General features: G+C 66.7%; 10 protein-coding genes. 9 read left to right on the top strand and 1 reads right to left on the bottom strand.

Annotation, left to right across the window (positions count from 1 at the left end):
- Positions 1-4 precede the first annotated feature (4 nt).
- The 5 genes from ilvD to MNR00_RS09780 all read left to right on the top strand — a co-directional run bounded on the left by ilvD (position 5) and on the right by MNR00_RS09780 (position 6,529).
- Positions 5-1,738 carry a dihydroxy-acid dehydratase gene (gene ilvD / locus MNR00_RS09800; RefSeq protein ID WP_241925747.1) on the top strand — a complete coding sequence of 578 codons (1,734 nt, stop codon included), beginning with the start codon at positions 5-7 and terminating at the stop codon, positions 1,736-1,738.
- A 48-nt stretch (positions 1,739-1,786) separates the two neighbouring features.
- On the top strand, positions 1,787-3,589 hold the full coding sequence (locus tag MNR00_RS09795) for an acetolactate synthase large subunit (protein WP_241925746.1): 1,803 nt from the start codon (positions 1,787-1,789) through the stop codon (positions 3,587-3,589).
- A 3-nt stretch (positions 3,590-3,592) separates the two neighbouring features.
- A complete protein-coding gene (ilvN, locus tag MNR00_RS09790) occupies positions 3,593-4,102 on the top strand; it encodes an acetolactate synthase small subunit (RefSeq protein WP_241925745.1) in 510 nt (169 codons plus the stop codon).
- A gap of 41 nt (positions 4,103-4,143) precedes the next feature.
- Positions 4,144-5,172 (top strand): ketol-acid reductoisomerase, encoded by a 1,029-nt coding sequence (gene ilvC, locus MNR00_RS09785; protein ID WP_241925744.1) that lies wholly within the window; start codon positions 4,144-4,146, stop codon positions 5,170-5,172.
- Positions 5,173-5,263: 91 nt separating this feature from the next.
- The gene (locus tag MNR00_RS09780; protein WP_241925743.1) at positions 5,264-6,529 is read left to right on the top strand and encodes an alpha-L-fucosidase; all 1,266 of its coding nucleotides are present in this window, start codon (positions 5,264-5,266) and stop codon (positions 6,527-6,529) included.
- Positions 6,530-6,533: 4 nt separating this feature from the next.
- On the opposite strand, the gene MNR00_RS09775 is transcribed toward MNR00_RS09780, so the two are convergent.
- A complete protein-coding gene (locus MNR00_RS09775; RefSeq protein WP_241925742.1) occupies positions 6,534-7,649 on the bottom strand; it encodes an ROK family transcriptional regulator in 1,116 nt (371 codons plus the stop codon).
- Between the two features lie 222 nt (positions 7,650-7,871).
- Here MNR00_RS09775 and MNR00_RS09770 point away from each other — a divergent pair, with 222 nt between their 5' ends.
- The 4 genes from MNR00_RS09770 to MNR00_RS09755 are packed head-to-tail and all read left to right on the top strand — an operon-like array spanning position 7,872 to position 11,940.
- Positions 7,872-9,128: a sugar ABC transporter substrate-binding protein gene (locus MNR00_RS09770; RefSeq protein ID WP_241925741.1), complete on the top strand. Its 1,257-nt coding sequence runs from the start codon at positions 7,872-7,874 to the stop codon at positions 9,126-9,128.
- Between the two features lie 31 nt (positions 9,129-9,159).
- Complete coding sequence (locus MNR00_RS09765; RefSeq protein WP_241925740.1) at positions 9,160-10,071, top strand: sugar ABC transporter permease; 912 nt, start codon at positions 9,160-9,162, stop codon at positions 10,069-10,071.
- Positions 10,061-10,990, top strand: a complete 930-nt coding sequence (locus MNR00_RS09760; RefSeq protein WP_241925739.1) for a carbohydrate ABC transporter permease — start codon at positions 10,061-10,063, stop codon at positions 10,988-10,990. The genes MNR00_RS09765 and MNR00_RS09760 overlap by 11 nt, the downstream gene beginning before the upstream one ends.
- A gap of 32 nt (positions 10,991-11,022) precedes the next feature.
- Complete coding sequence (locus MNR00_RS09755; protein WP_241925738.1) at positions 11,023-11,940, top strand: ROK family protein; 918 nt, start codon at positions 11,023-11,025, stop codon at positions 11,938-11,940.
- Positions 11,941-11,971 lie beyond the last annotated feature (31 nt).

The following is an 11,971-nucleotide window of genomic DNA, read 5'->3' as shown; positions in this document are numbered from 1 at the left end:
CCTCATGTCCACCCCTGAAGCTCACTCCGGCGCGCCCGGCGCCTCCGCAGACATCGACATCAAGCCGCGCAGCCGCGTCGTCACAGACGGCATCGAGGCGACCACCTCCCGAGGCATGCTCCGTGCCGTCGGCATGGGCGACGCCGACTGGGACAAGCCGCAGATCGGCATCGCGTCGAGCTGGAACGAGATCACCCCTTGCAACCTGAGCCTGGACCGGCTCGCGCAGGGCGCCAAGGAGGGCGTGCACTCCGGTGGCGGCTACCCGCTGCAGTTCGGCACCATCTCGGTCTCGGACGGCATCTCGATGGGCCACGAGGGCATGCACTTCTCGCTCGTCTCGCGCGAGGTCATCGCCGACTCCGTCGAGACGGTCATGATGGCAGAGCGCCTGGACGGCAGCGTGCTGCTGGCCGGCTGCGACAAGTCGATCCCCGGCATGCTGATGGCCAGCGCCCGCCTGAACCTCTCGAGCGTCTTCCTCTACGCCGGCTCGATCGCCCCGGGCTGGGTGAAGCTCTCGGACGGCACCGAGAAGGAGATCACCATCATCGACTCCTTCGAGGGCGTCGGCGCGTGTCGCGCCGGCCTCATGACCGAGGAGGACCTCAAGCGCATCGAGTGCGCGTTCGCCCCCGGCGAGGGCGCCTGCGGCGGCATGTACACCGCCAACACGATGGCATCCGTCGCCGAGGCGCTCGGACTCAGCCTGCCCGGCTCCGCCGCTCCGCCCTCGGCCGACCGCCGCCGCGACTACTTCGCGCACCGCTCGGGTGAGGCCGTGGTCAACCTGCTTCGACAGGGCATCACGACCGGCGACATCCTGACCAAGGAGGCGTTCGAGAACGCGATCGCGCTGGCGATGGCACTCGGCGGCTCCACGAACGTCGTGCTGCATCTGCTGGCGATCGCGCGCGAGGCGCAGGTCGACCTGACGCTGCACGACTTCGACCGGGTCGGCAGCAAGACGCCGCACATCGCGGACATGAAGCCCTTCGGGCAGTACGTCATGAACGACGTCGACCGTCACGGCGGCATCCCCGTCGTCATGAAGGCGATGCTCGACGAGGGACTGCTGCACGGTGACGCGCTCACCGTGACCGGCAAGACCCTCGCCGAGAACCTGCGCGACCTCGACCCGGCTCCGGTCGACGGCGACGTGATCCACACCTTCGACAACGCGATCCACGCGTCGGGTGGCATCTCGATCCTGCACGGCTCGCTGGCGCCGGAGGGCGCCGTCGTGAAGTCAGCCGGTTTCGACGCCGACGTCTTCGAGGGACCTGCCCGCGTCTTCGAGCGCGAGCGCGCCGCGATGGATGCCCTGGCCGCCGGCGAGGTGAATGCCGGCGACGTCGTGGTCATCCGCTACGAAGGACCCAAGGGCGGACCCGGCATGCGCGAGATGCTCGCGATCACCGCGGCCATCAAGGGCGCTGGGCTCGGAAAAGATGTACTACTCTTGACGGACGGACGATTCTCAGGCGGCACAACCGGCCTGTGCATCGGCCACATAGCACCCGAAGCGGTGGACGCTGGTCCCATCGCCTTCGTGCGCGATGGTGATCTGATACGGGTCGATATCGCGGCTCGCTCCCTTGAGCTACTCGTCGAGGAAGCAGAGCTGAGCTCCCGCCGCTCTGGCTGGGAGCCCCTTCCTCCGCGCTATACCCGTGGCGTCCTCGCCAAGTACTCCCGACTCGTGCGCTCCGCTGCGGAGGGTGCGACCACCGGTTGAGTGCGGGTTCGCGGATATTCGACTCGACAGACACCAGAGGAACAGCAAATGACTCCTGATTCCGCTTCGGCCGTGCCACGGCCACCAGCACGCGCTGCGTCAGCGCCCGAGATCTCGGGAGCAGAGGCCGTCGTCCGCTCGCTCGAGAACCTCGGCGTCACCGACGTGTTCGGCATTCCCGGTGGCGCCATCATGCCGGTCTACGACCCGCTGATGGATGCCTCTGGTCTGCGCCACGTGCTGGTGCGCCACGAGCAGGGCGCCGGACACGCAGCCGAGGGCTACGCGTCGGCGACCGGCCGGGTCGGCGTCTGCATCGCGACGTCTGGTCCCGGCGCCACCAACCTGGTCACCGCGATCGCCGATGCCTACATGGACTCGGTGCCGATGGTCGCGATCACCGGTCAGGTGTTCTCCACCCTGATGGGGACGGATGCCTTCCAGGAGGCCGACATCGTCGGCATCACCATGCCGGTCACCAAGCACTCCTTCCTGGTGCGGCGCGCCGAGGACATCCCCAGTGCGCTGGCGGCCGCCTTCGAGATCGCCTCGACGGGCCGTCCGGGCCCTGTGCTCGTGGACATCACGAAGGATGCCCAGCAGGCCGTCGCGCCGTTCATCTGGCCGCCGAAGGTCGATCTTCCCGGATACCGTCCGGTCACCAAGGCCCACGGCAAGCAGATCCAGGCCGCGGCCGCGCTGCTCGCCGAGGCCAAGAAGCCGGTGCTGTACGTGGGTGGCGGTGTCATCCGCGGTCACGCTGCGGCCGAGCTGCTGACGCTCGCCGAGTCCACCGGCGCGCCTGTCGTCACGACGCTGATGGCCAGAGGCGCGTTCCCCGACTCGCACCCGCAGCACCTGGGCATGCCGGGCATGCACGGCACCGTGCCCGCCGTTCTCGCGCTGCAGGAATCGGATCTGATCGTCTCGCTCGGAGCCCGCTTCGATGACAGGGTGACCGGCAAGGCCGAGCTGTTCGCGCCCGGTGCGAAGGTCGTGCACGTCGACATCGATCCCGCCGAGATCTCGAAGATCCGCACCGCTGATGTGCCGATCGTGGGGGACGTGCGCGATGTGCTGGTCGACCTCGACACGGCATTCCGCGGCACGATCGCAGGACGCAAGCCCGACACCGAGGAGTGGTGGTCGTACCTGGACGGGCTGAAGTCCGAGTTCCCGCTCGGCTACTCGCAGCCCGAGGACGGTCTGATGTCGCCGCAGTACGTGATCCAGCGGATCGGCGAGCTGACGGGGCCAGAGGCGATCTACGCGGCCGGTGTCGGCCAGCACCAGATGTGGGCGGCCCAGTTCATCAAGTACGAGCGTCCGAACTCGTGGCTGAACTCGGGTGGCGCCGGCACGATGGGCTATTCGGTTCCGGCCGCGATGGGCGCCAAGGTCGCTGAGCCTGAGCGCACGGTCTGGTCGATCGACGGTGACGGATGCTTCCAGATGACCAACCAGGAGCTCGCCACCTGCGTCATCAACAACATCCCGATCAAGGTCGCGATCATCAACAACTCGTCCCTCGGCATGGTGCGCCAGTGGCAGACGCTGTTCTACGACGGCCGGCACTCCAACACCGATCTGAACACCGGGCACGGCACGGTGCGCATCCCCGACTTCGTCAAGCTCGCCGAGGCGTACGGCTGCCTCGGTCTGCGCGTCGAGAAGGAGGAGGACGTGGATGCTGCGATCCAGACCGCTCTGGAGACCAACGACCGCCCCGTCGTGATCGACTTCGTCGTGAGTGCGGACGCCATGGTGTGGCCGATGGTGCCTCAGGGCGTCAGCAACAGCTACGTCCAGTACGCGCGTGAGCACGCCCCCGCATTCGACGAGGAGATCTGAGCCATGTCGACACACGTACTGAGCCTGCTGGTGGAGGACACCCCCGGTCTGCTGACCCGCGTGGCAGGGCTCTTCGCCCGCCGCGGGTTCAACATCGAGTCCCTCGCCGTCGGTGTGACCGAGGTGCCCGGCATCTCGCGGATCACCGTCGTCGTCGACGTCGATGCCCTGCCGCTCGAGCAGGTCACCAAGCAGCTGAACAAGCTGGTGAACGTCATCAAGATCGTCGAGCTGGAGTATTCGGCGTCGGTGCAGCGCGAGCACATGCTCATCAAGGTGCGCACCGACAACAACACCCGCTCGAACGTGCTCGAGGTCGTGAACCTCTTCCGCGCCTCGGTCGTCGACTACGCCCCTGACGCGCTGGTGATCGAGGTTACCGGCGACCAGGGCAAGGTGCAGGCGCTGCTGCGGGCGCTCGAGCCGTTCGGGATCAAGGAACTCGCCCAGTCGGGCCTTCTGGCGATCGGCCGCGGCGGCAAGAGCATCACCGAGCGCGTTCTGCGCGGCTGACCCAAAGAACTTCAAGAACCACTACCAAGGAGAAACACACCGTGAGCACCGAGATCTTCTACGACGACGACGCTGACCTCTCGATCATCCAGGGCAAGAAGGTCGCCATCGTCGGCTACGGCTCGCAGGGACACGCGCATGCGATGAACCTTCGCGATTCGGGCGTCGAGGTCACCATCGCCCTCAAGGACGGCTCGAAGTCGATCGCCAAGGCTGAGGAGGCGGGCTTCCCCGTCAAGAACGTCGCTGACGCCACCGAGTGGGCCGACGTGATCATGATCCTCGCGCCGGACCAGCACCAGCGCACGATCTACAACGAGTCGATCAAGGATCGCCTGACCGCAGGCAAGGCTCTCGCCTTCGCGCACGGCTTCAACATCCGCTTCGGCTACATCGACGCTCCCGAGGGTGTCGATGTCATCCTGATCGCCCCGAAGGCGCCTGGTCACACGGTGCGCCGCGAGTTCGTCGCCGGCCGTGGCATCCCCGACATCATCGCGGTCGAGCGTGATGCGACCGGCTCGGCCTGGGCGCTGGCGCTGTCGTACGCGAAGGCCATCGGCGGCACCCGTGCCGGCGTCATCAAGACGACCTTCACCGAAGAGACCGAGACCGACCTGTTCGGCGAGCAGGCCGTGCTCTGCGGTGGCGTGAGCCACCTCGTGCAGGCCGGCTTCGAGACGCTCACCGAGGCGGGCTACCAGCCGCAGATCGCCTACTTCGAGGTGCTGCACGAGCTGAAGCTCATCGTCGACCTGATGTGGGAGGGCGGCATCGCCAAGCAGCGCTGGTCGATCTCCGACACCGCCGAGTTCGGCGACTACGTCTCGGGTCCGCGCATCATCGACGCCGGTGTCAAGGAGCGCATGCAGGGAGTGCTCGCCGACATCCAGTCGGGCGCGTTCGCGAAGCGCTTCATCGACGACCAGGACAACGGTGCCGAGGAGTTCCTCGCCCTTCGCGAGAAGGAGCAGGGTCACCCCATCGAGGTGACCGGCAAGGAGTTGCGCTCGCTGTTCGCCTGGAAGCAGTCCGACGAGGACTACGTCGAGGGCTCGGCCGCGCGCTGACCTGATGTTCTGAGAACGGGCGTCCCATTCGGGGCGCCCGTTCTTCGTTTCCACAGGCGCAGACATCCGATGTCTATGCCAGACTGGAGGCATGCGACAGCAATGGTTCGATGACGCCCGTTTCGGCATGTTCGTGCATTTCGGCATCTACAGCGTGGCCGCCCGCCACGAGTGGGTGCAGAACTACGAGCGCCTCACCGATGAGCAGTACCGCCCCTATTTCGAGAACTTCGATCCCGACCTGTTCGACGCCGCTGAGATCGCGCGCACGGCGAAGGCGTCAGGAATGGGCTACGTCGTGCTCACGACCAAGCACCATGACGGGTTCTGCCTGTTCGACACGAAGCTCACGGACTTCACCTCGGTCACGGCGTGCGACCGCGACCTGGTGCGCGAATACGTCGACGCGCTGCGCGCCGAGGGGCTGAAGGTCGGGCTCTACCATTCGCTGATCGACTGGCGTCATCCCGACTTCACCATCGACTGGGTGCACCCGCGCCGCGATGACGAGAACGCCGCCGCACTCAACGAGGGCCGCGACATGGACCGCTACCGGGCGTACCTGCACGGGCAGGTGCGCGAGCTGCTGACCAACTACGGCGAGATCGACTACCTGTTCTTCGACTTCAACTACCCCGAGCACAAGGACGGCTGGGACGGCAAGGGGCCGGGGGACTGGGGCTCGGAGGAGCTGCTGGCGATGTGCCGCGAGCTGCAGCCGAACATGCTCGTGAACGACCGTCTCGGCATCCCAGCCGACTTCGTCACGCCGGAGCAGTACCAGCCGACGTCGCCGCTGATGGCCGATGGCGAGCCGCAGGTGTGGGAGGCCTGCCAGACGCTGAACGGCTCATGGGGCTACCACCGCGACAACATGGAGCAGAAGTCGTCGACGCTGCTCGTGCAGATGCTCGCCGACTCGGTGTCGATGGACGGCAACATGCTGCTGAACATCGGGCCGGACGGGCGCGGCGCGGTCGCCCCGCGAGACGCGCGCACGTTGAGCGAGATCGGGGAGTGGATGCGACTGCATCGGCCCGCCATCGTCGGCGCGGGCCACGCGTCGTCCACCCCGCCGCGCGAAGGCGTCTACACGCGCCGCGGCAACAAGCTCTACCTGCACCTGTTCAGCTGGCCGCTCGGCTTCGTGCACCTGCCCGAACTCGCCGGAAAGGTCTCGTTCGCCCGCCTGCTGAATGACGGCTCGTGGTTGAAGACCTCGGTGATCGACCCGGACCAGCAGGCCACGCACATGACGCCCGCCGGCCAGGCGGAGGGCACGCTGACCGTGCACCTGCCGGTGCGTCGCCCTGATGTGCTGGTGCCGGTGATCGAGTTGACGCTGACGGACGACTGACGCCTCAGGCGGCCGTCTCGGAGATCTCGAGGTGGTCCAGTGCGAGGCGCGCCGCCCCGTACAGGATCGCATCGGCCCCGGTGACGGCCGCTTCGATGCGGAGCGTCTGCGTCGCCAGTGGGTGGCAGGCTTCGTAGACGCGGCTGCGCACAGCCGCGATGAACGGCTCGGATGCACTCATGCTGCCGGTCAGGAAGACGGCGTGCGGGTTGAAGAAGTTCACGACCCCTGACAGGGCCTGACCGAGGTGCGTTCCGGCGGTGCGCACGAGCGTCGTCGCAACCGGATCGGCGTCGCGTGCCAGGGTCAGCACGTCCGTCGTCGTGGCCACGTCCGTGCGGCCGCGCTCCCGCATCTGGCGCACGAGGCTCGCACCGCTCGCCACTGTCTCGAGGCAGCCGGTGTTGCCGCAGGAGCAGGGGATATCGCCGCTGCCGTCGATGCGCGTGTGGGTGATGTCGCCGGCAGCCGAGGTCGCCCCGCGATGCACGCTGCCCGAGACGATGATGCCGCTGCCGACCGCGGTGCCGGCCTTCACCGTGATGCTGTGCCCGGTGTACCCGAACTGTGCGCGGTGCTCGCCGAGGGCCGCGAGGTTCGCGTCGTTGTCGACTGCGACCGGGACCTCAAGGCGTTCCCGAAGGTGCCTGCCGACCTGGAATCCCGGCCAGCCAGGCATGCGCGACGGCTGATCCACGGATCCGGTGGCGACGTCCACGGGGCCGGGCAGCCCCACACCTACCGCATGCAGCTTCTGCCCGCCCGCGAGTTCGATCAGCACGTCCGCGACCGCCTCGAGGGTGCGCTCCGGCCCATCGGTGAGGTCGACGTCCATGGTGCGCACATGCTGCACTTCACCGCTCAGACTGTGCCGGCCGATACGCGCGTGGCCGCCGCCGAGGTCGACTGACAGGATCACCCCTCCCTCCGGTGCGACGCGCAGCACGCGCGGCCTTCGGCCACCGCGAGACGCGCCGTCACCGGCCTCCTGCAGCAGTCCGGCATCGAGGAGCGTCTGCACGCGCAGACCGACAGTCGACGGGGCGATCCCCAGGTGGGTGGCGAGTTCCTTGCGCGAGTGCGCCTCGCCGCGCGCGATGAGATCGAGGATCTGTCGCACCGTGGCATCCTCCGACGCGCGATCGGATGTTGGTGTCATTGGTTCGCTTTCTCGGAGTCGGTGCTCGCCAGGCTATCGGCGAACGCCCCTTTCATCGTCGATCGAAAGATCGGATGTTCAGGTTGCGAGTCAACCCGAACTATGACAGCGTAGCTTCGTACGAAGCAACACTATGTTGATTCGACGGTCAAAACAACTCAAACTTCCGCAAGGAGACATTCAATGAAGAAGATGCGTGTGGGTGCAGTCGTCGCCGTAGCCGGCGTCGCGGTTGCCCTGACGGGCTGCACCAGCGCCAGTGGTGGCGGGTCGGCGGACGGCGACACGATCGTCGTGGACATGTGGGCAGGCAGCGAGGACGACACCGCCGCGCTGGAGGCGCAGATGGACGTGGTTCGCGAGCAGAACCCCGACATCAAGGTCGAGCTCCGCACCGCGCCGTGGGGGGACTTCTTCACGAAGCTCACCACGAACATGGCTTCCGGAAACATGGCCTGCGTGACCGGGATGAACTCCGGCATGCTCGCCAGCTACACCTCTGGATTCGTGAAGCTCACGGACGAGGACCTCACCAAGGCGGGGCTGGCTTCGTCGGACTTCGCCGAGGGCAGCCTGGAGATCCTCTCCAACAAGGGCGACATGTACGGTGTGCCGTTCGACGTGTCGACGATGCTGACGTATTACAACGAGGATCAGCTCACCGCCGCCGGTGCCGACCTGCCTGCGATCGACTGGACCTTCGACGACTTCGAGGCAGCTGCCAAGAAGGCCACCACGGGTGGCAAGTACGGCTTCGGCATCGGCATGGGCGACTTCCAGTGGCAGGCGCTCCCGATCGCGAAGAGCGGCGTGCAGCCGGTTTCGCAGGACGGCACGCTTCAGCTGACCGACCCGGCCTTCGCCGACGCGGCCGAGTGGTACGCCGGACTCGTCACCGAGCAGAAGGTGGCTGCGCCCGTCGCATCCGCGTCTGACGGTGGTTGGGGCGAGAACCAGTTCACCAGCGAGAACGCGGCCATGGCCGTCGACGGCACCTGGAACGCAGTCGGGTACCTCGACAACGAGGCCGGCTTCAAGGCAGGCATGGCACCGCTGCCGACCGGTGAGAACGGCGACCTCAGCCTGATCCTGGGCTCGGGCTACGGCATCGCCGAGAGCTGCGAGAACAAGGAAGACGCACTGAAGGTGCTCGGCTCGCTGCTCAGCAAGGACTCGCAGGACTACATCGCGTCCTCCGGCCGCAGCTACCCCGCACGCGCCGAGAGCCAGCCGCTGTACTTCGAGTCGATCGACGAGGCGTACCGCGAGCAGGTCAAGGCCACCTTCGAGGCAGCCTTCGCCAACGTCCAGGGTCAGTACGTGTCCGACAACTGGGCCAAGGTCGGCACGTTCATCCAGCCTTCGCTGGTGAGCGTCTACAACAGCCAGGAGTCGATGACCGCTGTGCTCGAGTCCGCTCAGCAGCAGTTCGGCAACTGACACACCCCTTTCCACACAGGAACAGTGAGAGATGACCATCACGAACGCGCCAAAGCGCCGCTCGGGGTCGCTCGCCAAGGTCGAGGCGCGCCAGGCGCTGGGTTTCGCAAGCCCAGCCCTGGTGGGCCTCGCCCTCTTCACGATCGTGCCGGTCGTCTTGTCCATCGTGATGAGCTTCTTCGACTGGCCGACGTTCGGTGAGCGCACCTTCAACGGCGGGACGAACTACCTCCGCCTCTTCGAAGACCCCAACTTCCTTCCTGCACTGCGCAACACGCTTGTGTTCACAGTGCTGTACGTGCCGCTGAGCGTCGTGCTCTCGCTGGCACTCGCCATCAGCCTCGGTCCGCGCATCCGCGGACGTGGCGCCCTGCGAGTGCTGTTCTTCATCCCCGTCGTCACGCCCATGGTCGCCAACGTGCTGGTCTGGAAGATGCTGCTCCAGCCGCAGGGCCTGTTCAACGGACTGGCGCAGACCTGGTTCGGCGTCGAGCTTCCCAACTTCCTCGCCGACAAGAACTGGGCGATGATCATGGTCGTCATCATGAGCGTCTGGCAGGGAATCGGCTACAACATGCTGATCTTCTCTGCGGCTCTCGAGCAGTTGCCGGAAAGCGTCATGGAGGCCGCCCGGATCGACGGCGCCCGAGGATTCCGCATGACGTGGAGCATCATGGTGCCGATGATCTCGCCGGCGATCTTCTTCGCCACGATCATGACGATGATCACCTCGTTGCAGGTCTTCGTCCAGCCGCAGATGCTCACCGGTGGCGGGCCGGGCAATGCGACTCAGCCGCTGGTGATGTGGATCTACAATCAGGGCTTCAAGTTCCAGGACCTCGGTCTCGCTGCCGCAGGTGCGTGGATCCTGTTCGCGCTGATCATCACCGTCACCGCGATCCAGTTCAAGGCTCAGAAGAGGTGGGTGCACTATGAGCACTGACATCGCAGAATCGACGACCCGCACGCTGATCGCCGTGGACGGCGAAGAGCACGTCGAGGTCGAGAAGCGACGCGGACGCGCCCCGATGACGCCATGGGCGCGGGTGCGTCTGATCCTCGCCCACATCTCCATCTACGTCGCGGCTGCGCTGTTCATGCTGCCGCTGGTCTACGCGTTCTTCTCCGCTCTCAAGCCCAACGGCGAGATGTTCGCCATGCCGCCGTCGCTGTTCGGCTCTGAGATCCGCTGGTCGAACTTCGCCGAGGTGTTCGAGTTCGGGCCGTTCTGGACGTACATCGGCAACTCGCTGTTCACCTCCATCGCAGGCACCCTGGTCGTGATCGTCGTCTCGACCACTGCCGGCTACGCCTTCGGACGCCTGCGCTGGAAGGGACGCGACGCGGTGTTCGTACTGTTCCTCGCCACACTCATGGTGCCGGCCGAGGTGCTCGTCATCCCGATGTTCCAGGTGATGCAGTGGTTCGGCTGGGTGAACACTTACCAGTCGCTGATCTTCCCGTTCGCGTTCGGCGCGTTCGGCACGTTCCTCATGCGGCAGTTCTTCCGTGGCATCCCCTATGAGCTCGAAGAGGCCGCGCGCGTCGACGGGGCGGGGCCGGTGCGCACCTTCCTGCAGATCATCGTCCCGCTGTCGAAGTCGGCGATCGCCGTGCTCGCCGTGTTCACGTTCCTGTCGTTCTGGAACGCCTACCTGTGGCCGCTGATCGTCACGGTCGACTACAACACCCTCGGCACGCTGCCGGTGGGACTCGCGAGCTTCTCGGGTCTGACCGGAACGCGCTGGGACCTGCAGATGGCGGCATCGATCATCTCGATGATCCCCACCACGATCCTGGTGATCGTGCTGCAGAAGCACCTGGTCAAGGGCATCGCCATGGCCGGCCTCGGAGGGCGCTGAGTTTCACGATGGCACATCATCAGGGCACATCCATGCCTGCCGATGTCGATCCCGTCTTCGTCGGGATCGATATCGGGGGCACGAAGATCGCAGTTCTCGTCTGCGACGACCAGCGGCGCATCCACCAGCGGGGTGAGGTTCCAGCACCCGCCGCCGAGGGGGGCGCGGCCATGGCGGACGCTGCGGCGTCGCTCGTGCGCACGCTCGTGGGCGGCCGGTCGATCCGCGCCGCCGGAGTCGGGGCAGCCGGAGTCATCGATCACGACACCGGCACGATCCGGGCCGCGTCGTCGACCTTCACCGACTGGGTCGGCTTCCCCCTGGCAGAGGAGCTCTCCCAGCGGCTGGAATGCCCCGTCGTCGTGGAGAACGACGTGAATGCGTTCCTGCTCGGCGAGTCGGACGTCGGCGAGACCGACGTCCTCGGCGTGATGCTCGGCACGGGTGTCGGCGGTGCGCTGCTCATCGACGGCGGGCTCCGGCGGGGTCCGCACGGTGCGGCCGGCGAGATCGGTCATACCCCCGGCTACAGCGACCTCTTGTGCACCTGCGGTCAGGTCGGACACCTCGAGACACTCGCCTCCGGCACCTCCATCGCCCTGCGGTACGCCGAGCGCACCGGGCAGGCGGCGGACGGGGCGCGTGATGTGGCTGCGCGTGCGGATGCGGGTGACACTGACGCGCGTGCCGTGTTCCGCGACGCAGGACACGCGCTCGGACTGGCCTGCGCAAGCGCGGCCACCCTGCTCGACATCTCCCACGCCATCGTCGGCGGCGGCGTCGCGCATGTCTGGCACCTGCTGCAGCCGGGCATCGACGACGCCCTCGGCACGGATGCGCCGATCACCGGCATCCCCCTGCACATCCGACCGGCGACGCGCGGCGCGGACGCGGTGGCACTAGGTGCCATCGAATCCGCACGCAGCCTCGCACTCGCATCCGTCTTCTGAGACACTCGCCTCCATCTCGCGTAGAAAGAGC

Source organism: Microbacterium sp. H1-D42 (genome assembly GCF_022637555.1).
In the GTDB taxonomy this organism is placed as follows: domain Bacteria; phylum Actinomycetota; class Actinomycetes; order Actinomycetales; family Microbacteriaceae; genus Microbacterium.
The sequence above is the reverse complement of the archived record's forward strand: the minus strand, read 5'-3'. Positions and strand labels throughout refer to the sequence as shown.

Coding starts and splice junctions, on each gene's coding strand:
- ilvD (WP_241925747.1), top strand. CDS start 5: ATGTCCACCCCTGAAGCTCACTCCGGCGCGCCCGGCGCCTCCGCAGAC.
- MNR00_RS09795 (WP_241925746.1), top strand. CDS start 1,787: ATGACTCCTGATTCCGCTTCGGCCGTGCCACGGCCACCAGCACGCGCT.
- MNR00_RS09770 (WP_241925741.1), top strand. CDS start 7,872: ATGAAGAAGATGCGTGTGGGTGCAGTCGTCGCCGTAGCCGGCGTCGCG.
- MNR00_RS09780 (WP_241925743.1), top strand. CDS start 5,264: ATGCGACAGCAATGGTTCGATGACGCCCGTTTCGGCATGTTCGTGCAT.
- MNR00_RS09760 (WP_241925739.1), top strand. CDS start 10,061: ATGAGCACTGACATCGCAGAATCGACGACCCGCACGCTGATCGCCGTG.
- MNR00_RS09755 (WP_241925738.1), top strand. CDS start 11,023: ATGCCTGCCGATGTCGATCCCGTCTTCGTCGGGATCGATATCGGGGGC.
- ilvN (WP_241925745.1), top strand. CDS start 3,593: ATGTCGACACACGTACTGAGCCTGCTGGTGGAGGACACCCCCGGTCTG.
- MNR00_RS09765 (WP_241925740.1), top strand. CDS start 9,160: ATGACCATCACGAACGCGCCAAAGCGCCGCTCGGGGTCGCTCGCCAAG.